Source organism: Haloarcula rubripromontorii, assembly GCF_001280425.1.
In the GTDB taxonomy this organism is placed as follows: domain Archaea; phylum Halobacteriota; class Halobacteria; order Halobacteriales; family Haloarculaceae; genus Haloarcula; species Haloarcula rubripromontorii.
The window spans coordinates 149,495-171,540 of the sequence record NZ_LIUF01000005.1; the positions used below are offsets into that span (position 1 = coordinate 149,495).

Consider the following 22,046-nt stretch of genomic DNA (forward strand, 5'->3'; position numbering starts at 1 on the left):
AACTGTCGCGCGTCGGCTCGCGCGTGCACACGACATCTGGGAAAGGCAAGAGTGAAGAAGTAGATGCGTTCATGGGTGTGGAGCCCTGCGACCAGATATGGATCGCGGTCCCCGACGCCGTCTTGTGGCCGTTGTCGTTGCTGGCCTCGTCCCTTGGACAGTAGTGCTAGTCGGAGCAGAGCTGACGCTTATCTTCTCTTTTGGCCTGTTTAACACGAATCCGCCGGAGCTGCTCTCGGTCTATAGCTACTTCGTTCGGTTTACCAACGCACTCCCGCAGTTTATCGAGTCGTGGGGTTCGGGCGTCCTGCTGTATGCCCTTGCCCTGGCCAGCGCTGCCGCCGGTGTCGTCTGGCGTGAGGACGTTCGGGTCACTGCTCTCGCTCTTGCAGGTGCGGGCCTGACCCAGTTTCCCGTGTTTCTGGGATTCAACAGGCGGCTCAACTACGTGGCTGTCCCGGTGGGCTCGCTCGTCCTACTGGCCGTGGTCTGGTGGTACTATCTGCCGGCAATTCGGACCGATTCGGCGACGCGGTGACCAGCGGTATCGAATCCGGACGGAACCGCCTGTGGCGGTAGCCTTTTCGCTCGCTCGGACCACATGCCGTGTATGTGGTCACTCGATCATACGATGATGCGCGTCGAGGATCTGGACGCCTCGCTGGACTGGTACCAGACGTATTTTGATTACGAGGAGAAGAGCCGCTGGGAAGCCGACACGTTCACGAATGTCTTCCTCGGTCCGGAGGATGTCCACGACGAGGGTGCGTTGCTCGAACTCACGTACAACCATGACGGGCGCTCGTATACGATGGGCGACGCGTGGGGACATATCGCCGTCCGCTGTGATGATGTGTACGACGCCTACGACGAGCTGATGGATGCTGGCGTCGAGGATTACCGCGACCCTGACTCCTGTGGCGGCTCCTATGCCTTCGTCACAGACCCCGACGGCCATGAGATTGAGATTGTCGAACGGGACCACGGCGCGAAGTGGTCGCTTGACCACACGATGATCCGGGTCGAAGATGCCGAACAGGCTATCGGCTGGTACACCCGAAAACTCGACTACGACCTGTTCCGTCGTGAGGAGTTCGACGACTTCGCGCTGTACTTCCTCAAGCCCGAGGACGCCCCCGACGAGGCGATGTCGGTCGAACTCACCTACAACTACGACGGCCGGTCCTACGAACTCGGCGACGCGTGGGGGCATCTCGCGGTCCAGACTGATGACCTCCACGACGCGTGGGAGACGCTAATGGGGCGCCACGCCGAGGACTACCGTGACCCCGAGAGCTGTGACGACCGTTACGCGTTCACCAAAGACCCCGATAGCCGTGAGATCGAAATTGTAACGAACTGACCGTACTAGCCGGAAGTGACCGTTCAATCCTCCTCTGTTCTCACGCGGTAGTATCAGGTGACGGTTCCTCTGCGGAATTGTTCCTGAGTAAGCAGTTAGCACTCGAGGGGGTCTGGTATCTCAGGCCAGTGAACCCAACTCCAAGATGTACACTCGGCCCGTCAGACGTACGAATGACAGGGTTATAGCTTGATACCCACGCTGCTTCTCCCACATCTGATCGCCACGGATGGCGGTTCAATCCTTGAACAGTCATGACAGCCAGATGTCCCAACCACAAAACATTTACAGCATACACCTATCGTTTAGACTGTACCCCTACCCATGGCGCCAGAAGTGAGTACGCCGGTTCGGTCTACACGCGATCGCGGTGATTGCGTTCCGACCAGGTGGAAAACTGCTGGGGTCGCCCGATAGCAAACACAAACTATGACAGGAAATTCAGATAAGATTCGCAGCCTGTTCCTGACAGCGCTGATGGTTTTCTCGGTATTCGCCGGGACCATCGCGTTCTCCGGTGGCGCAGCCGCCGCCGCGAACGTCAGCGTCGAGCAGGCAGCAGAATACGATAGCGGCACAGTCGAACTGGCACTTAACGGATCGACCGGCAGCGCAGTCCCGAGAGGAAACATCGATGTCTACATTGACGGGAACGAAAACCCCGGCAATTACAACGTCTCCTCCGTCGATGGGACTGACGACGGGACGACTGGGCGTCTTGAGTTCAGTCTCGCTCAGGACGTTCAGCCGAACCGGAACCTGACCGTCAAGGTCACTGGTCTTAGTGGCGGTGACGGAACCGTCGTTGCTCAGGATATCGACGTGACATCCGAGACGATCTCGGCGTCCGGGACGAATGACACGGACATCAACGCCTTCCGCGGTGAAGTGATTGCCGTTGAAAACACCTCTGCAGACAACGTTAACAACGGCCCATCCATCGAGGTTGACGCAGACAGTGTCGTTCTGTCTGACTCGTACACTGACAACAGCGAAGTGTACACCGTTGACACCAGTGACCTCGACACTGGCGAAGATTACACGATCAGTGTCAACAACAATGAGGAAGCGGTCGTCACCGTCAGCGACCTCAGTCTGGAAGTGAACATCGATGATGATGTCGGCGACGGTGCCAACATCGACGACACAGACACGCTGGCTGTCAACGTCTCCACGAACCGTGGTGGCGAGCCGGCCAACGCAACGCTGTTCAACGAAGACGACGACAAGGTTGCCACGCAGGTCAAGAACCTGCAGGGTAACAGCAATGTCGTGTTCGACTTCGGCAACCAGAGCGCCGACGACAGTCCGTACTACGTCGAAGTGACGGACAACCAGACCGGCGTCTCCGCGGAATCTGACCAGATCAACGTCTCCGAGTCTGACGACGGTGACGCAAGCTTCGAAACCTCAACTGTGCAGGATGAGATTGGCGACGTCAGCAACATCACGGTCCAGATGTCCAACACTGAGGACGCCGTGATTAACGTTGGTAGCCAGGAAGACGACAACTACTACATCCAGGGCCAGCTGACGGACGAAGACGGTGACGGCGAAGTCACTGTCCAGTTCAACAGCTACACTGCCGGGACTAACAACAACAACACGGTTCTCAGTGTCCCCGGTGACGACGACCTCGATGATGTCGAAGAGGGTGGTAGCTTTACCGGAAGCAGAGCAACCCTCGATGAGGACGTACTCGAGGCCGGTTCCTACTCGATTAACGTGACTGCAGGGACGTCCCCGGATGTCACTAGCCCTGATACGGTTGGAACGCTCCGACTTAACGAGAACTCAGTCGAGAATATGCGGACTTGGGTTGCACCGAGTGACGCGGATATCGACGATGAGGATATCGACATCTACGATCGCATCGGTGAGAACCTCACGCGGTCCGATGATGTCGCAGCTGAGGATCTCGTCGTCCACGAAATCGAAGCATCCGGTATCGAAGGTGCCCTCGAATACGAACAGGAAGATAACGGATCTTCAGACGTGACTGAGGCGTTCATCGCCGCTGCCGACACTACGCCGGACCGTATCAATGACGACTCGAGTGCGTCCGGCCTCCGACTCTACGTCAACCGGACAGACGTCGGTGCGAACGCGGACGAAGATCCCGTCAACTTCACGAACAGCAGTGATGGCGTCACTGTTGTCGACGATCCGGACAACAACACCTACTTCGTTGCTCTCGACACCAGTGATGTCGAGTTCGAGTCCGGTAACACGATCACCAGCGAAGAGGACACGGCACTCAACGCCACCTTCTCCGTTCAGGAAGGGCCGCTGAGCGACGATAGCACGTCTGAAAGCGCGCTCTACACAACGTCCGAACGCAATGCGGAGCTGAACCTCGACGAGGACGGCTTCGTCACTGTTGGAGCCGCGGCCGGACAGACCGTGAGCGGCGATACGAACGTCGCTCCTGGCTCCGAGCTTGAAGTCGAAATGGAGTCTGAAAGTGAGGCAAATCCATTCGTCCTCCGTCCAGAAGCAACTGTCGGTCCGAACGGCACGTACACTGCCAGAGCTGACTTCAGCGAATACTCCGCTGGCACGAACTTCACCGTCCAGACGCTCGATGTCGACGGTGACTCTGACTTCAGCGACGAGGAAGACGGCCGCATCGTCGAAGCCGACACGGCCACCGTGAGCATCAGCGACCAAGAATCCGACGGTAGCGAAGTCGTCGTCGACAGCGCGCAGCTGTCCAGCGGTGGATTCATCGTCATCCACGACGGCTCGCTGCTTGACGGCGATGTCGAAGGTAGCGTTATCGGGAACTCCGAATATCTCGAAGCCGGTACCTACAATGACATCACGATCACGCTCGACGAGCCGATGGACGAGAACTTCACGGCCATCGCAATGCCGCACCTCGACACCAACGGCAACGAAGCGTACGACTTCCCGGGCGCTGATGGTCCGTACACCTCGAACGGCTCCGCCGTGACGGACAGTGCGAACGTGACTGTCTCCGCCGAGGAGCCTGAGGACACGCCGGAGGACACGCCGGAGGACACGCCTGAGGACACACCGGAGGACACGCCTGAGGACACACCGGAGGACACGCCTGAGGACACGCCGATGGACACTGAAACCGAGACCACCGCCGCGGAAGGTCCCGGCTTCACGGCAGCTATCGCGCTCATCGCGCTCGTCGCTGCTGCGCTCCTCGCCGTCCGACGCGACAACTAACCAGAGCAGTTCTGGTCTCTGAACACCGTTCTTTCTTTCGTGCGCATGTGAAAGCGCCAGTAAGCTGCAAAACGATCTAGTACCCGTTGTTCGCTCAGATCAATATTCCGTCTGCTTCTGAACGGCTAACTGCTCATCATCGGTCGCAACTGGATGCCGGTTGGGCACTGGAACAGCGCGGCAGCACTACAGCACCTACCAGATATCTCTCCGGTTTCTGCCGCTGTGAGGTCAGCTCCGGTGATTGTTTGAGGCCCCGTCCGTAACCGATGGTGGAACAGACACAGATCGAATCTGGCGGCATGTTTCTCTGAGTAGGTCCCAAAAAGGTCAGTTTAATGTCCATAATCAATGTAGATACCATTTAAAAATAATTATTACTCTTCAGAACATGTAATTTGGATGCAACCTTTATCCATAAAGCATTTACCCCACTTCGGGCAATGTACCGATACCCCTACCCATGACGCCAGAAGTGAGTACGCCGGTTCGGTCTATGCGGGGCCTCGGTGGCCGCGTTCCGACCATGTGGAAAACTGCTGGGGTCGCCCGATAGCAAACACAAACATGACAGATACAAGCGAAAAAATCCGCAGTCTGTTCCTGACGGCACTGATGGTTTTCTCGGTATTCGCCGGGACCATCGCGTTCTCCGGTGGCGCAGCCGCCGCCGCGAACGTCAGCGTCGAGCAGGCAGCAGAATACGATAGCGGCACAGTCGAACTGGCACTTAATGGATCGACCGGCAGCGCAGTCCCGAGAGGAAACATCGATGTCTACATTGACGGGAACGAAAACCCCGGCAATTACAACGTCTCCTCCGTCGATGGGACTGACGACGGGACGACTGGGCGTCTCGCGTTTAGTCTCGCTCAGGACGTTCAGCCGAACCGGAACCTGACCGTCAAGGTCACTGGTCTTAGTGGCGGTGACGGAACCGTCGTTGCTCAGGATATCGACGTGACGTCAGAGACGATCTCGACGTCCGGGTCGAATGACACGGACATCAACGCCTTCCGCGGTGAAGTAATCGCTATTAATGACAGCGACGCAGACGCCACTAACAACGGCCCGTCCATCGAGGTCGACGGAGACAGCGTCGTTCTGTCCGACTCGTACACTGACAACAGCGAAGTGTACACCGTTGACACCAGTGACCTCGACACTGGCGAGGATTACACAATCAGTGTCGACAATACTGAGGAAGCAGTCGTCACTATCAGCGACCTCAGTCTAGAAGTGAACATCGATGATGATGTCGGCGACGGTGCCAACATCGACGACACAGACACGCTGGCTGTCAACGTCTCCACGAACCGTGGTGGCGAGCCGGCCAACGCAACGCTGTTCAACGAAGACGACGACAAGGTCGACACGATTGTCAAGAACCTGCAGGGTAACAGCAACGTCGTGTTCGACTTCGGCAACCAGAGCGCCGACGACAGTCCGTACTACGTCGAAGTGACGGACAACCAGACCGGCGTCTCCGCGGAATCTGACCAGATCAACGTCTCCGAGTCTGACGACGGTGAGGCAAGCTTCGAAACCGGAACCGTTCAGGACGAACTCGGCGATGTCGCCAACATCACGGTTCAGATGTCCAACACTGAGGACGCCGTGATTAACGTTGGTAGCCAGGAAGACGACAACTACTACATCCAGGGCCAGCTGACGGACGAAGACGGTGACGGCGAAGTCACTGTCCAGTTCAACAGCTACACTGCCGGGACTAACAACAACAACACGGTTCTCAGTGTCCCCGGTGACGACGACCTCGATGATGTCGAAGAGGGTGGTAGCTTCAACCGAGGAGACCTCTCGGACGACGCACTTGAAGCCGGCTCCTACTCGATCAACGTGACTGCAGGGACGTCCCCTGACGTCACCAGCCCTGACGCAGTCGGGACGCTTCGCCTCAACGAGAACTCCGTTGAGAGCATCAAGACGTGGGCCGCCCCGAGCGACGCAGAAATCGACGATGACGATGTCGACATCTACGACCGCATCGGCGTGAACCTCACGGAGTCCGACGACCTCGCAGCCGAGGACGTTGTCGTCCACGAAATCCAGGCCTCCGGTATCGAGGGTGCACTTGAATACGAGGAAGAAGACGGAAGTGCGTCTGACGCAACAGAAGCGTTCATCACTGCGACCGACACCACGCCGGACCGCATCAACAGCAGTGATACGACGGACTCCGGCCTCCGACTCTACGTCAACCGGACCGACGTCGGCGCAAACGCTGAAGAACAGCCGATTGACTTCTCGAACAGCAGTGGCGCCGTGACTGTTGTCGACGACCCGGACAACAACACCTACTTCGTCGCTGTTGATACGAGCGACGTTGCATTCGAAAACGGCAACACGATCGTCAGTGAAGAGGACACGCGCCTCAACGCTACCTTCTCTGTTCGAGAAGGGCCGCTGACCGACGACCGCAACAGCGACAGTGCGATCTACACCACGTCCGAGCGCGACGCGACGCTGAACCTTGACGACAGCGGTGTTGTCACGGTCTCGGCCGCCGCCGGGCAGGAAGTGACCGGCACGACGAACGTCGCCCCCGGCTCCGAACTTGAAGTTGAGATGGAGTCCGAGAGCGAGGCGAACCCGTTCGTCCTCCGCCCAGAAACTGATGTCGCACCCGATGGCACGTACACTGCCACGGCTGACTTCAGCGAATACTCCGCTGGCACGAACTTCACCGTCCAGACGCTCGATGTCGACGGTAGTTCCGACTTCAGCGATGAGGAAGACGGCCGCATCGTCGAAGCTGACACGGCCACCGTGAGCATCAGCGACCAGGAATCCGACGGTAGCGAAGTCGTCGTCGACAGCGCGCAGCTGTCCGAGGGTGGCTTCATCGCAATCCACGCCGGTAACGCATCCGGCGACGTCGTCGGGAACTCCGAGTACCTCGAGGCAGGCAGCCACGAGGACATCACGATCACGCTCGACGAGCCGATGGACGAGGACTTCACTGCGGTCGCAATGCCGCACCTCGACACCAACGGCAACGAAGCGTACGACTTCCCGGGCGCTGACGGTCCGTACACCGCCAACGGCTCTGCCGTGACGGACAGTGCGAACGTGACTGTTGGCACCGAGGAAGAGCCGACGGCCACGGAAGAGCCGACGGAAACCGAGACGGAACCGCCGGCAACCGAGGAGCAGACTGAGGAGGCCACCACCATGGACTCCGGAACGGAAGAAGCTGAGACCACCGCCGCGGAAGGTCCCGGCTTCACGGCAGCTATCGCGCTCATCGCGCTCGTCGCTGCTGCGCTCCTCGCCGTCCGACGCGACAACTAACCAGAGCAGTTCTGGTCTCTGAACACCGTTCTTTCTTTCGTACGCTACGCCGGTAGCGGCAGCGCTACCGATAAGTCGGTCTGACGACACCACCGCACAGTAGCGCAACAACAAAACATATACGCCGGTTTGGCTAACGTACGAGCAATGAGTGAGACAGTCCTGCAGGCAGGCGTCGACATCGCTGGACTGTCGTTTGACCCGGTCACGGTTTCGGAACCGCTGATGTGGCTCGTTCTTGCGGCGTTTCTGGGAAGCGTGGCTGTTGCCCAGTACGATACGCGACTGGCCCGCCCCGTCGGCACGGCTGGCTGGGTTTTGTTCGCGGCGTACTGGCTCGTCTTGGCCCCGCATTTCATACTGATACAGAAGAGCGTCGTCGAGGGGCTGGGAAGCGTCATCGCTGTCCCACTGTCCCTGTACACCGGCTATTTACTCTGGAACGGCCGGGAGTCGTTGCTGGTATTGACCCGTGCCATCGGTATCATGGGGGTCATTTACGTACCCTTCCTCACCATCGGGCCGCTCCGCCAGACAATCATCGAAATTGTCACTGATCAGGTCGCCTTCCTGATGACGCTCATCGGGTACGACCCGCTGGTGGTCGATGGGCTTTCGTACAACGGCATCGATATCGCGTCGAAGCAGTACCCCTACGAAAACACGTTCTGGTTCGACAGGAACGAGCGGCCGATAACGTACACTATCATTCTGGCCTGTACAGGTATCGGCAGCATCTCCATCTTCGCTGGCGGCATACTGGCAGTCACGGCACCGTGGCGGCGGAAGCTCCGCGTGCTGGTCGGGGCTGTCGGTATCATTTATGTCTTGAATCTCATTCGAAACCTCGGGATCGCTCTGGCCTTTGGCCTCCAGAAGGCGCAGTTCTTGCCGGGAACGGTCATGACGCTGTTTGGGCTCAGTGACCCACAGCTCGTGTCCTACTACATCGTCGACCGGATGCTGGCACAGTTCGGCTCCGTCATCGTCCTCGTCGGGCTGACGTGGGTACTGATGCGGGAGCTACCGGAACTCACGGTTATCGTCGAGGACCTCCTGTTTCTCGTGACTGGAACCGAGTACGATCTCGGAACGACGTTCGAAAATGGTCAGTCAGAGTCGGGTCCTGCAACGCCTGGTGACGACTGAATCGCGCCGCGGGACCGCCACTCGCTATTCTAGCGCTGCACCAGCGAGTGACTCCAGCGCATCCGCTTCAAGCGGGTGAAGTGACCCGGGAATGACAAGCAAATGTAGCGGGTCGCCGAACGTCTGTGTAGCGAGTTCGTCGAGCGTATCGGCGACCACCAGCGGCTCCGGACTGCCGGCTCTGGCCACGACAACCGCGAGCGTGTCCGGGAATGGCTCCGACAGCATGGCGGCGGCCTGACGTGCGGTCATGTACGTGTCGTCGCTGTCGTCCCAGTGGGGGTCGTCGACCTTGATATCGAGGTAGACCAGCGTATGCAGGTCCCGGTCCTGATTGGCCTCGATGGTAGCAACGACGCTATCCGGAACGCCGTCACCGCCGTGGGCGTCTTCGAAGGGGAGCGTTGTGGCCTTCCCGAAGCGGTAGTTCTGCAGGCCGGTCAGCGAACCGGCGGCAGTCTGGGCGGTCGTTCCGTGGACGATTCGGGTCTGGATACCGCGGTCCTCGGCACGGAGTCGGAGATCAGTGTGCGTCGTCGAGACCATCGTATCCCCGGCGGTGCAGAAGACGACGTGTTCGCGCTCGGCGGCTTCGAGAATCGGCTCGGGGTCCTGCTCGATACCGGCGCGGTCACGGAGTTCGATACTCGTCTCCAGCGCATCCGCCAGCGTTTCGAGACCAGTGCCGATCAGCCGGCTCGTGTAGAACTCGGCGAACACCCGGTCGGCGTCTCGGATGGCGTCGCGGCCCGCGACCGTGACCGAGCGCTCGTCATAGAGGCCCAGTCCGACGAAAGTGAGCATATCCGGAGTGAGTTGCCGCCGGACATAAAGGGCGCGAAGCGTCAGGCTTACCGCCCGCGGTCGGGGAGAGGGAGTATGGGCGTTCCCTGCGTTCGCGTTCCCCGCGAGGCCGGCGAAGAGACGCGCCAGCGTCTCGCCGAGGCAAACCTCGTCGACGATGGCTACGATATCACGGTCGTCGACGGCCAGCTATACGTTCCTGTCACCGACCCCACAGCGGTGCCGTCGGACCTGTCCGTCGTGGAGGCAGATCCGCCGGTCCGCGAGGGCCAGACGATGCCGGCGGATGCCCTCGACTTCGACCCCAGTTACGAGCGCATCGGCGATGTCGCGATTGTCGACGAGGACGACGACGAGCGGGCGCGGGCGATTGCCGACGCGATTATGAATTCGGACCTCCCCGTGCGAGCGGTGTTGAACCGCGCATCGAAGATCAAGGGCGAACAGCGGATCCGCGACTGGGACGTGCTCGCCGGCGAAGGAACAGCAGTCACTCACCGGGAGTACGGCTGCACGTTCGACCTCGACCTCGCCGAAGTGTACTTCTCGCCGCGGCTGGCGACAGAGCGCCATCGTGTTGCCAAGCAGGTCAGTGCGGGTGAGCGAGCCTTCGACATGTTTGCCGGTGTCGGTCCGTTTGTGATTCCGTTCGCCAAACGCGAGGCGACCTGTGTCGGGACCGACATCAACGAGACGGCGATCAAGTACCTGCGGGCAAACGCAGAGCAAAACGGCGTCTCCGACCGCGTGACCGGTATCTGCGGCGACGTGCGTGAGGTTGCCGGCGAGTACGAGGGGTGGGCCGACCGCGTCGTGATGAACCTGCCACACAGCGCCGGTGAGTTTCTGGAGACCGCTGTCCGGCTGGCGGCCGACGAGTGCGTCTTTCATTACTACGATATCCAGCACGAGGATGACCTGTTCGGGCCCGGCGAACGAGCGATTCGGGCGGCTGCGGAGCCGACCTACGACGTGGCGGTCGAAACGCGCCACACTGTTCGGTCGTATGCCCCGAAAGAACACAACGTCGTTCTAGACGTTCGACTGACACGTTGAAACGAACAGTTATGTTCATTCGTCTGATGGTGGGGAATAGTAGCAGATGGAGGTGAGCGAGGGTGACGATATCGACATCCACGACATCTCGCCGACAGCGTGGCGGCTCCTCCGCGTCGCGGCGGGGTTCGGCCAGCGAGAGGTCGAAGTGGAGATCGACGACATCATGCAGGCTCACATCTCGATGCTGGAGAACAACAACCGGAGTCTCTCGGAGCAACGGCTCGAAGTGTTGTTCGAGCTGTACCGGTCGGAGCTGACCAACAAACAGGTGCGCGTGCTGGTTTCGAACTTCTAACATGACCGAACAGACATTCGATGGACGCCAAGGCGCGGCGGCTGACCAGCGGGGCCGGTCATGAGCTGGTCGGGTCAAACACGACCGCGGCGAACGGCCGCGGCAATCGTCGTCGCGCTCGTCTCGACGGCGGTAATAGCCGCGGTCCCGACGCCGCCCGGACTCGACATCGCCGCCCAGTACGCACTGGCGACGATGGCCTTTGCGGCGATTCTCTGGGTGACCGACGCGCTGCCGCTCCCGGTAACGGCGCTGCTGATACCGGTGTTACTGACGGTGTTCGGTATCTACACTGAGATGGAAGCCGCGCTCTCGGGCTTTGCCGACCCGCTCATCTACCTGTTCGTGGCCGGCTTCATGCTGGCGAAGGCGCTCCAGACGCACAACATCGACCGTCGCATCGCCCTGCACCTCATCAGCCGGATGGGGCGCTCGCCGCGACTGCTCATTCTGGCAATCATGGTCGCGACGGCGTTTCTCTCGATGTGGGTGTCGAACACGGCGACGACGGCGATGATGACGCCCGTCGCGCTGGGTGTGCTTGCCGAGGTTGTCGGTCGAGATGTTCCCGACGGCGAGACATCGAATATGCGAGTCGCGACCTTGCTCGGCACGGCCTACGCGGCGAGCGTCGGCGGGGTTGGGACTCTCATCGGGACACCGCCAAATGTCGTCGCCGTGGCGTTTCTCGACAGGCTCATCGGTGTCGAGATATCGTTCGTGCAGTGGCTGGCCATCGGGCTTCCCATCGTCGTGTTGACCCTCCCACTGACGTGGTACGTGCTGACGTTCTGGCTCTACCCGCCGGAAGTCGAGGACGTGAGTGGAGCGAACGCACAGGCGAAAGCGTATCTTGAGGAGGAGGGCCCGCTGTCGGCGGGCGGGCGCCGCGCAGCGTATATCTTTGCGGCTACAGCGGGCCTGTGGATTCTCGGTGGGCTTGGTTTCCTGTTCGAAGGCATTCTTCCAGACCCGGTGTTCGTGACACTGTTCGGCGGCGCAGGCGAAACTGTATTCGGTCTGACGGGCCACCGCGGCGTTCTGTATCTCGTGGTGGTCGGACTGCTCGCGATCCCGGCACTCGTCCTCTCCGGCGCCGATGACTGGGAGAATCTTGTCGATATCGACTGGGGGACCATCATCCTGTTCGGTGGCGGCATCTCGCTGGCAGATGCACTGGCCGAAACCGAGGCGACGACGTGGTTGGCACGGACTGTCTTCGATACTCTAGTCGGCGCACCGCTGGTCCTCGTCGTGCTCGCTGTCGTCGTCTTCACCGTCCTGGTGACGGAACTGTCCTCAAATACGGCGACGACGACGATACTCGCTCCGATTCTCATCGGCCTCGGGAGCGTGCTCGCCGGAACACTCGGCGTCGAACCGGTGCAGGCTGCGATCACGCTGACGGTTACTGGGGCTATCGCGGCGAGCTTCGCGTTCGCACTCCCTGTCGCGACCCCGCCGAACGCCATCGTCTTCGGCAGCGGCCACCTGGAGCAACGGGATATGATACGGGCCGGTGTCGTGCTGAACGTCCTGATGACGCTCGTGTTGACAGGACTTGTCCTCGTTTCCTTCGCGGTCTTCTGGCCGCACATACTCTGGTAGGCCGCTCTTCCGCGTGGCTCGCTCTGAGAGCGTTTATACCTACAGGTCTATCCCTGTCGCCGTATCCTTAACATTTAATAGGGTATGTGACAACGGAACGTACAGGCCGTGTATCATTGATACACGGGTGTAAACCGACCTATGACTGGAAAACACGACCGACGCACGTTTCTGAAGGTGGCAGGAAGTACAGGTGTCCTCGGGCTGACCGGCCTCGCTGGCTGTTCTGGTGACGGGGGCGGTGGAAGTAGTGACGGTGGCGATGGAGAGGGTGGCAGTGATGGTGGTTCCACCGGCGAAAGCGGCAGCGGCACGAACGTCATCACCCTCGGTGGCTCGATGAGTCTCACTGGGGACAACGCCGACCTCGGGCAGCTGTACAAGGACGCTTACGAACTGACCATCCAGCGCATCAACGAGTCCGGCGGCGTCGAGGCCGGCGACGGCAACACGTACGAACTGGAGATGGTGCTCCGGGATGACAGCACTGACGCCTCCCAGTCGAAGTCCATCTATCAGGAACTCATCGACCGCGAAGGGATCGACTACCTGCTCGGACCGTACTCAAGTACGGTCACCCTGCCCGCGAGCGCTGTGGCCGCACAGAACCAGAAGCCGATGGTCGAGGGCGGTGGCGCGAGCCCGGAAATTTTCGCACAGGGCAACGAGTGGATTTTCGGCCTCCTGCCGACGGCGAACAAGTACGCCAAAAGCTACATCGACATGTGCCTTGCACAGGACTCGGCACCGGAGTCGATCGCGATTCTTGCCGAAGACGGCACGTTCAGCCAGTCGACCGCAGAGGGCGCACGGAACAAAATCAGTGACACGGATCTAGAGCTGGTCGTCGATCAGACGTTCCCTTCGGACACGTCTGACCTCTCGACGAACCTCGGCAGAGTTCGGGACAGCGGCGCTGACATCCTCCTGCTGTGTGCCCACCAGAAGCACAACATCATCCTGGCCAACCAGATGGAGAGTCAGAACGTCAACGTCGACGCGGCGATGGGGACCGTCGGCAGTCTCAACGACTCGTTCAAGGACGAGGCCGGCTCGAACGCCGACTACATGTACGGCCCGTCCTCGTGGGCCGTCAACGCGAACTTCGACGACCCGGTGTACGGCAAGACCGGCGACTTCGTCTCGGCCATCGAGGAGAACTACGACTACACGCCGGACTACCACAGCGCGGCCGGCGAGGCGGTCATCCTCACCTACATGAACGCCTTCCAGAACGTGGACGAACTCAGTCCGACCGCTGTCCGCGACCAGATACGGCAGGCCGAGTTCTCGACGGTGTACGGGACCGTCGCCTTCGATGACAGCGGCGTCATCGACAAGAACATGCTGGTCTACCAGTGGCAGCCCGACCCGGGACTCCAGATCACGTACCCGGACACCGTGGCACAGTCGGAACCGATCTACCCGATGCCCGACTGGAGCGAGCGCTGAGAGCGATGGCTGCCACCCAGTTCGTCGTCAACGGCCTGCTGGTCGGTGCGCTGTTCGCAGGCGTGGCGGTCGGGTTCGCGCTCATCTGGGGCGTCGTCGACATCATCAATCTCGCTCACGGCGAAATGGTGATGCTCGGTGGCTACACCTCTTACTGGGTGCTGACGCTAATTACCGGGAACGCAGAGGGGTCGCCGCTCCTGTTTCTGGCGACCATCCCGGTCGCCATCGCCGTACTGTTCGGTATCGGCTACGCGCTCCAGCGAACGCTGGTTTCGCGGGTCATCGGAACAGACATCTTCCTGACACTACTGGTGACCTTCGGCGCGAGCATCGCCATCCAGCAACTGGCGATACAGGCGTGGTCGGCGAACCCACGGTCGATTCAGGTGAGCTTTGCGGACCCATCGATGACCCTCGCTGGCATTGTCGTCCCGAAGATGAAGCTTGTCGCTTTCGCCGGCGCGCTCGTCCTCACCGCGCTCATGTACGTGTTCCTCCAGAAAACACGGACCGGACGAGCGATACGGGCCGTTTCACAGAACCCCGAGGCCGCGGCGCTGGTCGGCATCGATGTCGAACACACCCGCGCGGTGACCTTCGGCGTCTCCTCGGCTATCGCCGGCGGTATCGGCACGTTCATCGCCGTCATACTGAACATCCAGCCGCAGATGGGGCTCATCTACACGCTCAAGAGCTTCATCATCGTGGTCTTTGGCGGCGTCGGGAGCATCCCCGGCGCGCTCATCGGCGGCCTGTTGCTCGGCTCGGTCGAGGAACTGGTCGCCGGCTTCGCTTCCTCGCAGTGGACGCTCGCAGTGAGCTTCTCGCTGCTTATCGTCCTGCTCATTCTCAAACCGAAGGGCCTGTTCGGCCAGGAGGCTGAACAATGAGCACGACTGACGAGGAGTCTGGCGGCGTCCTCCGGTCGATTCTTCCGCCGGAGCAAGTCGACCGGTTCCTCGGGACCTGTGACGATTACGGCTGGCCGCTTCTCGGGCTCGGGGCACTGGTCGCAGCCTCGTTCCCTCTCCTCGGACTCGAAGGCGGGTACTACATGACGGTACTCACCGAGATGTTCCTGTTTGCCATCCTAGCGCTATCCTGGGACATCGTCGGCGGACAGACCGGCTATCCGAGTTTCGGGAACATGGCCTTCTTCGGAATCGGCGCGTACGCGACGGCCATCCTGACGAAGGACTTCGCCGTTGCGTTTCCGGTCGCGTTCCTGCTGGCCGGTCTGCTTGCCGTCACCTTCGCAGCCGTTATCGGAATCGTCGTGTTGCGGCTCCGTGGCCACTACTTCGCCATCGCGACGCTGGGCGTTCTGCTGGTCGCGCAGCAGGTCTCCCGCATCCTCGAGATCACCGGTGGCGCCAGCGGCAAGATACTGCTGGAGACGCCCTCAGCCGAGACCTTCTACTACCTGTTCCTCGGCGTTCTCGTCTTCGAGATGGCGCTGGTCTATTACCTCTCGGGGACGCGCTTTGGCTTCGTCCTGAACGCCATCCGCGACGACGAGGAGAAGGCCACGGCGATGGGGTTCAACACTACCTACTACAAGACGGCCGCGTGGATGCTGGCCGGCCTGTTTACCGGCTTTGCCGGCGCGGCCTACAGCCTGTTCAACACGTTCATCGACCCCCAGACGGCATACAACGGCGCGTGGAACGTTGAACTCATCGCGATGGCGTTGCTTGGCGGGTCCGGCACCGTCGCTGGCCCCGTCATCGGCGCGTTCGGGCTCCACACAATCATCGAACTCGTGGAGACGTACGCAGTCGGGTGGCAGCTCGTCTTGCTCGGTGGGGCCGTCATCATCACTGTTATCGGCTTCCCGAAGGGGGTCGTCGGAACGCTTAGCGAATACGCGAGCCAGATGGACTACTACAAGCACGGCGGCATGGCCGCCACAGACACTGACGACGGATCGGAGGTGAGCGCCGATGAGTAAGGCAGCAAGCGGCCCGGAGACCGACGTGGACAGCGACCGTGCGGTGTTGCGGACAGACGGCGTCACGAAGCGCTTCGGCGGGCTGACCGCCGTCGACGACGTGGACATCGCGATCCACAGCGGCGAAATCGTCGGCCTCATCGGACCGAACGGGGCCGGCAAGTCCACGCTGTTCAACTGCATCACTGGGACGCTGACGCCCGACGAGGGCCGGGTCTACCTGCAGGGCGAGGACGTGACGGACTGGCCCGAGCACAAGATTGCGCGGGCCGGCCTGGGGCGGATGTTCCAGGAAACCCGCATCTTTGGGGACATGACCGTCCGGGAGAACCTGCTGCTTGCGGCACAGGAGGGCGGCGCTGACGTCTCCAGCCTCATGCGTCGCCCCGACAGTTCGCTGCTCGCTCGAACAGATGAACTGCTAGACTACGTAGACCTCGGTGGACTCGCGGAGACCCGCGCCGGGCGGATGAGTTTCGGCCAGCAGAAGCTACTCGAGTTCGCGATGGAACTGATGTCGGAACCGGAGATTCTGCTGATGGACGAACCCGCCGGCGGCATCAACCCCTCGATGCTGGGGAACCTCATCGACTACATCCGCAGTGCCAACGAGGAACAGGAGTCGACCATCTTCCTCATCGAACACAACATGGACTTCGTCATGGACATCGCCGACCGCATCTACGTCCTGGCCCACGGCGAACGTATCGCCGAGGGGACGCCCCAAGAGATACAGAACGACCAGCGCGTGCTCGACGCGTACCTCGGGAGGGAGTGAGTATGGCATCCACACCAGACGCCACGGGCGACTCGACCGGGGAGCCGGTGCTTCGGATGGAGAACGTCACGGCCGGCTACGGCAACACGACGGTGTTGCACGACGTGAGCATCGCTGTCGAGGACGAACAGGTCGCCTGTCTCATCGGTCCGAACGGCTCCGGGAAGTCCACGCTGATGAAGAGCATCTACGGCTTCGCGGATGTCCAGACCGGGACGGTGTCGTTCCGCGGCGAAGACATCACTGGCCGGTCGCCCCAACAGAACCTCAGCAACGGAATGAGCTACGTGCTGCAAGACGCCAGCGTCTTTCCGGGGATGAGTGTCCACGAGAACATGCTGATGGGCGGCTACGTGTTCAACGACGACGACCGCGCCGCCGCTCGCGCCGAGGAACTCTACGCGGAGTTTCCGGTACTCGCTGACCTCCGGAACCAATCTGCTGGCACGCTCTCGGGCGGCCAGCGTCGCCTGCTGGAACTGGCCCGCGCGCTGATGGTCGAACCGGACGTGATGATGCTCGACGAGCCGTCTATCGGCCTCGAACCGCGGTTCATCGACGACGTGTTCGAGCGCATCGAGCAGCTGAACGACCTCGGCACCACTATCCTGCTCGTCGAGCAGAACGCCGAAAAGGGGCTCTCTATCGCCGACCGGGGCTTCGTGCTCGCAAGCGGCGAAATCAAGTTCACCGGCACAGGGACCGAACTGCTTAACGACGAGGAAGTCGGACGCTTGTATCTAGGAGGGTAAAACATGTACACGATACTTGTCCCAGTCGACGCCGACGAAGACCGCGCTCGCGGCCAGGCTGCCTTCGTCGCGGAGCTACCGTCTGCCGAGACCGAAATCGAGGCCATAATCACACATGCACTGACCAAGGAAGAGGCGGAAGCGCCCGAGGAGATACGCAACGTCGAGCGGATCTCGACAGTCAGGCTCGTTCGCGACTACCTCGAGGACCACGATGTCGATGTCCAGCTGGCCGAGGGCCAGCAGCCGCCAGCTGACGGCATCATCGACCTGGCCGACGAGTTCGATGTCGACCAGATCGTCATGGGGTCCAGAAAGCGGTCGCCGACCGGCAAGGCCGTGTTCGGGAGCGTCTCCCAGCAGGTCCTGCTTGAGGCGGACGACCCGGTCACCGTCGTCGGGTCCCGAGCGGAGTGAGAACGTCCCTCTCGGTGGTCCCGATTCGCAATCCTTATTGCGGTTATGCGTCCAACAACTGATGTACGCGAGCGACGCGCCGGTGTAGCTCAGACTGGCAGAGCGAATCCTTCGTAAGGATTAGGCCGAGGGTTCAAATCCCTCCACCGGCTTCTTCTTTCCAGCGCCGTTCTGACGGGTATGTTTCGTGCCGAAGACGTCTGTCAGAAGCCGTAGTCATGCGTCGCTGGTCTGGCCGTGGCCTGCGAGTCATATAAAAACGACCCTCGTCAGTGAGGCGATACGGCGACAGGCTGCGGAGCAGGATGCATAGCTGTAAACGATGGCCATACAGTACGGGTTACGGACAGGGACCGCGGTGTGCCCGCGAGAACGGTACGACGGACACAGGTGCGGACAGTCAGATGGAGTGTGGTTCTGATGGATTTCCGAAATGCCTGGCATCGAGACGGCGACGAAGAGGTCTGTTGCATCGCCTGTGGTGAGACGGTCGCTCGGTCGGACGCACGGGAGTATGACAAGCACGGTGACCGCTGGAATCGCGACGACAAGTCCTTCGAATACCTGTGTAAGCCCTGCTACCGAGAGTACTGTCACTTCGATCGGACCGGACTGGAAGACCGGCTCGAAGCGGCCGGTGCCGGGACCGTGAGTCGAGACACGTTTCTCAGACGGTATCACAACATAGCTGCCGAAGCGGAACAGACTCGCACCGACGGGCGGTAAACTGAGATGCGGATGCCCTGTTGAGGTTGCGACAACCCAACACAGGCGTTTCAAGGCGTTATAACCGCCCTCCCGTCGATTTCCCGGTCTTCAAGCATCTGTGCGACGGTGTTCACCTCGCCGAGATCGTACTGGGTCGTGTGGAGGGTAACCGCGCCGCGGTCGACGAGTGCGACCAGTTCCTGCAGTTCGGTGTACTGACCGACGATGTTACCCTGATAGGCGAATTCGCCGTTGACGAGCGCCTGCGCGGGTTCGTGGATGTGGCCGCCGTAGCCGATGATGTGGTGATCGCCGCCAGCGGCACAGATATCGGGCGCGAGCGCCGTCGTCTCGTCGGCCCCGACGAAATCGAGGACTTGCGCGGCACCGACACCGTCGCTGATGGCTTCGACCTCGGCGGCGACATCTTCGCTTTCGGGGTTGATGGTGTAGTGTGCGCCGAGGTCGTCGGCGAGGTCGCGGGCGGACCGCTTGATGTCGACGGCGACGAGGTCGGCGGCACACATGGCGTCGAGACACTGGAGGCCGATGTGACCGAGGCCGCCGATGCCGATAACGACTGCTGTGTCGCCGGGATTGAGTCCGTCGACGGCCCTCTTCGCCGCGTGATAGGCTGTGATGCCGGCGTCGGCGTGGGGCGCGATGTCGGCCGGGTCGACGCCCTCGGGGAGCGGGATGACCGACCGGTCGCTGGTCAGCAGTTGGTCGGCGAAGCCGCCGTCGGTCGTCAGCCCGTTGAACGCGTCGTTCTCGCAGTACATCGTCTCCCCCTGCCGACAGGGCCGGCAGGTGCCACAGGTCTGGACCGGGTGACAGATGACCTGGTCGCCCTCCGAGACGATGTCGACGTCGTCGCCCGTCTCGACGACTGTGCCGGCGTTCTCGTGGCCCAGCGTCATCGGAAGGTCCTGTGGGACGTACTGCTCCCACATTCCCTCGATGATGTGATTGTCAGTCTGGCACCAGCCGGCCCCTTCGACTTCGACGATGACAGCATCTCCGGATGCGATCTGTGGCGCATCTACGTCGTCTATCGAAAGCCCGTTCGACATATCGTGCGTGTACTCGTGGAGTCTGGCTGCGCGCATCGTCCTGTCTCCGGACGAAACGACAATAAATCCATATTATAAAATATTATATACATTGACGCCACCATTGTTCCACCGTCTGGAAGAGTATCGAGTATTCGGCCACTGTCGGTCAGCGTTGAGTCCGGCTATAAAAAGTGCGTGCAGTGACGCTTGCAGTTACTCAGTCCCGACTGGCCAGCAGCGCGGCCCCCAGCAGTGCCACGACGGCGACGGGAATTCCCATACCGGGACCGAAGGCCGACGACGGCGCGGGACTGGTCGCTCGGATCGGCTCCTCAACCGGTTCGTCGGCCGCGTACTCCCAGACGGCGGTCTCGTTCTGAACGATATCAGCGTTCGAAGACGAGATGTCGGCGGGCATCGTCAGGCGGTACTCAACCGCGACGCCGTCGCCGAAGGCCACGTCAGTATCCTCGTTCGCAGTGACGAACGTCCGGTCTTCGTACGTGACGTTGCCGCCGCTGGCGTTGACCGACACATCGCTTTCTGGGCCGGGGTTCCAGTCCGTAAACGCCATCGAGAGTGTAACGTTCTCACCCTCCAGTTCTTGCTGGTACGTGTAGTTCGACATCCGACTGGTGTTCACGTCGGCGAGGAGGTATCCTTCGACCGAGTCATATCCCTCCTGTTGGGCCTGATTCTGAAGGCCGTCGTACACTGACGGGGACATTTCGAGGGTCAGGTCGTACTCCGAAACTGTGCCGTCGGCGGCGACAGTCGAGTCAACCGTCGCCGTCACACAGCCGGACAGCACGACGAGGGCAGCGAGGCCGATTGCGGGGATAATCCGATGCATACCTCACCGAATCGGATGCGGTGGAATAAGCCTTGTTACCGATGCCGGTCCGGCTCAATGTGTCAGGACCAGCAGCTGGTCGTCAGTCCGGACCAGACAGAAGGGTGACCCGGGGTTTCCGAAGGTGTTTGTCCGTTTGTCGCTGATAAAGAGCGTCTCGAACTCGTTGCCACAGGCCGGACAGGCGAACCCCTCTCGGTTCGACAGCGTCATCGTTCCCCGGTCGTCTTTCAGCAGCTTGAGCCCGTGTCGGTACTCGTGAACGTCAAAGCTCCCGCTGACGTCTAGCTGGTCCATACGTGTGACACGAGCGGCGGCCGTCTAAAACTCGTCGGCGACTTACACCAGGTTCGCGCCCATGTAGAGCACGACGACGAGGAAGATCCAGACGATGTCGACGAAGTGCCAGTACATCGACGCCGTCGACACGGAGGTGTGCCGTTCAGCCGAGTACTGACCGTAGTATCCGCGGATGAAGACAATACCGAGGAGCACAGCGCCCATCGTGACGTGGAGCCCGTGAAGCCCAGTCAGACCGTAGAACGCGGACCCGTAGATGCCGCCACCGATTGTGAAGCCCTTGTGGACGATGAACTCGTAGTACTCGTACACCTGTCCGCCGATGAAGACGATGCCCAGCAGCAGCGTCGCGCCCAGCAGCTTCAGGAACCGGCTGCGGTCCCCGTTACGGAGCGCGACGTGGCTAAAGTGAAGCGTCACGGAGCTGGCAATCAGAATCAGCGTGTTGACAATCACCAGCGAGCCAAACACTTCGGGCACTGCCGCCTGTGTCCAGACTTCGCCGCCACGCACAATGAAGTAGTACACGAAGCCAGCGCCGAACGTGGCGATTTCGCTCCCGAGGAACAGGAGCATGGCGAACTTCAGCGTTTTGTCCGAGTGGTAGTCCGTCCCGCGCTCCCAGAAGTCCGAGACGAAGGCGTGGTACAGCCAGCCGTAGATGCCGACGAGGAAGAGGCCGACACTCCCGGCCATCGCCCCTGCTCCGACAGTCTGGCTGACAAGTGCGTTCTCGCCCATCGAGAGCACGAGCAGGGCCGCGCTGACGTAGATGCCCGAACCACCGATTGCCGTCACAAAGGGCCACCAGCTGGCCTCGCCGAACCCGTGGGGCCAGTCCTCCGTCGCCGGGAGGTGGTGGTCCCCGTGCCCGTCGTCCGCGTGTTCATCGGAGACACTCATACTAGGGCCCTTACGAACGGAATACTAAAAGCCCATCCAATTCCCTGCGGCCTGTGCCACCGCAACCCCGATCCGACCGGTGA

General features: G+C 60.9%; 20 protein-coding genes and 1 tRNA gene. 16 read left to right on the forward strand and 5 right to left on the reverse strand.

Translation table 11 applies throughout. The annotated features are described in order from the left end of the window. Positions 1 to 97 precede the first annotated feature (97 nt). The 5 genes from AMS69_RS15805 (at position 98) to artA (ending at position 9,025) form a co-directional block, all read left to right on the forward strand. Positions 98 to 538, forward strand: a complete 441-nt coding sequence (locus AMS69_RS15805; RefSeq protein WP_053969035.1) for a TIGR04206 family protein — start codon at positions 98 to 100, stop codon at positions 536 to 538. 72 nt (positions 539 to 610) lie between these two features. Then, complete coding sequence (locus AMS69_RS15810) at positions 611 to 1,363, forward strand: VOC family protein (protein ID WP_053969036.1); 753 nt, start codon at positions 611 to 613, stop codon at positions 1,361 to 1,363. A 429-nt stretch (positions 1,364 to 1,792) separates the two neighbouring features. Beyond that, positions 1,793 to 4,564, forward strand: a complete 2,772-nt coding sequence (locus tag AMS69_RS15815) for a DUF7282 domain-containing protein (protein WP_053969037.1) — start codon at positions 1,793 to 1,795, stop codon at positions 4,562 to 4,564. A 567-nt stretch (positions 4,565 to 5,131) separates the two neighbouring features. Then, positions 5,132 to 7,876 (forward strand): DUF7282 domain-containing protein, encoded by a 2,745-nt coding sequence (locus AMS69_RS15820; RefSeq protein WP_053969038.1) that lies wholly within the window; start codon positions 5,132 to 5,134, stop codon positions 7,874 to 7,876. 147 nt (positions 7,877 to 8,023) lie between these two features. Next, complete coding sequence (artA, locus tag AMS69_RS15825; protein ID WP_053969039.1) at positions 8,024 to 9,025, forward strand: archaeosortase A; 1,002 nt, start codon at positions 8,024 to 8,026, stop codon at positions 9,023 to 9,025. A gap of 24 nt (positions 9,026 to 9,049) precedes the next feature. On the opposite strand, the gene dph5 is transcribed toward artA, so the two are convergent. Continuing rightward, positions 9,050 to 9,829 (reverse strand): diphthine synthase, encoded by a 780-nt coding sequence (gene dph5, locus AMS69_RS15830; protein ID WP_053969040.1) that lies wholly within the window; start codon positions 9,827 to 9,829, stop codon positions 9,050 to 9,052. Positions 9,830 to 9,904: 75 nt separating this feature from the next. On the opposite strand from dph5, the gene AMS69_RS15835 reads away from it, so the two are divergent. The 11 genes from AMS69_RS15835 (at position 9,905) to AMS69_RS15885 (ending at position 18,870) form a co-directional block, all read left to right on the forward strand. After that, positions 9,905 to 10,885 (forward strand): class I SAM-dependent methyltransferase, encoded by a 981-nt coding sequence (locus AMS69_RS15835; protein ID WP_053969041.1) that lies wholly within the window; start codon positions 9,905 to 9,907, stop codon positions 10,883 to 10,885. A gap of 46 nt (positions 10,886 to 10,931) precedes the next feature. Beyond that, positions 10,932 to 11,183 (forward strand): hypothetical protein, encoded by a 252-nt coding sequence (locus tag AMS69_RS15840; protein WP_053969042.1) that lies wholly within the window; start codon positions 10,932 to 10,934, stop codon positions 11,181 to 11,183. 60 nt (positions 11,184 to 11,243) lie between these two features. Further along, positions 11,244 to 12,791 (forward strand): SLC13 family permease, encoded by a 1,548-nt coding sequence (locus tag AMS69_RS15845; protein ID WP_053969043.1) that lies wholly within the window; start codon positions 11,244 to 11,246, stop codon positions 12,789 to 12,791. A gap of 141 nt (positions 12,792 to 12,932) precedes the next feature. Beyond that, complete coding sequence (locus AMS69_RS15850) at positions 12,933 to 14,243, forward strand: amino acid ABC transporter substrate-binding protein (protein WP_053969044.1); 1,311 nt, start codon at positions 12,933 to 12,935, stop codon at positions 14,241 to 14,243. A gap of 5 nt (positions 14,244 to 14,248) precedes the next feature. Then, on the forward strand, positions 14,249 to 15,136 hold the full coding sequence (locus AMS69_RS15855) for a branched-chain amino acid ABC transporter permease (RefSeq protein ID WP_053969045.1): 888 nt from the start codon (positions 14,249 to 14,251) through the stop codon (positions 15,134 to 15,136). Further along, on the forward strand, positions 15,133 to 16,197 hold the full coding sequence (locus AMS69_RS15860) for a branched-chain amino acid ABC transporter permease (RefSeq protein ID WP_053969046.1): 1,065 nt from the start codon (positions 15,133 to 15,135) through the stop codon (positions 16,195 to 16,197). Before AMS69_RS15855 ends, AMS69_RS15860 begins: the two co-directional genes overlap by 4 nt. After that, a complete protein-coding gene (locus AMS69_RS15865) occupies positions 16,190 to 16,975 on the forward strand; it encodes an ABC transporter ATP-binding protein (RefSeq protein WP_053969047.1) in 786 nt (261 codons plus the stop codon). Before AMS69_RS15860 ends, AMS69_RS15865 begins: the two co-directional genes overlap by 8 nt. A gap of 2 nt (positions 16,976 to 16,977) precedes the next feature. Beyond that, positions 16,978 to 17,727: an ABC transporter ATP-binding protein gene (locus AMS69_RS15870; protein ID WP_053969048.1), complete on the forward strand. Its 750-nt coding sequence runs from the start codon at positions 16,978 to 16,980 to the stop codon at positions 17,725 to 17,727. Positions 17,728 to 17,730: 3 nt separating this feature from the next. Beyond that, positions 17,731 to 18,144, forward strand: a complete 414-nt coding sequence (locus tag AMS69_RS15875) for a universal stress protein (RefSeq protein ID WP_053969049.1) — start codon at positions 17,731 to 17,733, stop codon at positions 18,142 to 18,144. A gap of 78 nt (positions 18,145 to 18,222) precedes the next feature. Further along, a tRNA-Thr gene (locus tag AMS69_RS15880) sits at positions 18,223 to 18,296 on the forward strand. Between the two features lie 268 nt (positions 18,297 to 18,564). Then, positions 18,565 to 18,870, forward strand: a complete 306-nt coding sequence (locus AMS69_RS15885) for a DUF7562 family protein (RefSeq protein WP_053969050.1) — start codon at positions 18,565 to 18,567, stop codon at positions 18,868 to 18,870. Between the two features lie 50 nt (positions 18,871 to 18,920). Here AMS69_RS15885 and AMS69_RS15890 read toward each other — a convergent pair whose 3' ends face one another. The 4 genes from AMS69_RS15890 to AMS69_RS15905 form a co-directional block, all read right to left on the reverse strand. Continuing rightward, a complete protein-coding gene (locus AMS69_RS15890; RefSeq protein ID WP_053969051.1) occupies positions 18,921 to 19,961 on the reverse strand; it encodes an NAD(P)-dependent alcohol dehydrogenase in 1,041 nt (346 codons plus the stop codon). A gap of 163 nt (positions 19,962 to 20,124) precedes the next feature. Continuing rightward, on the reverse strand, positions 20,125 to 20,760 hold the full coding sequence (locus AMS69_RS15895) for a PGF-CTERM sorting domain-containing protein (protein ID WP_053969052.1): 636 nt from the start codon (positions 20,758 to 20,760) through the stop codon (positions 20,125 to 20,127). A gap of 54 nt (positions 20,761 to 20,814) precedes the next feature. Then, positions 20,815 to 21,057, reverse strand: coding sequence for a DUF7385 family protein (locus tag AMS69_RS15900; RefSeq protein WP_053969053.1), 243 nt, complete (start codon positions 21,055 to 21,057; stop codon positions 20,815 to 20,817). 42 nt (positions 21,058 to 21,099) lie between these two features. Then, a complete protein-coding gene (locus AMS69_RS15905) occupies positions 21,100 to 21,963 on the reverse strand; it encodes a cytochrome c oxidase subunit 3 (RefSeq protein WP_053969054.1) in 864 nt (287 codons plus the stop codon). Between the last annotated feature and the right edge of the window lie 83 nt (positions 21,964 to 22,046).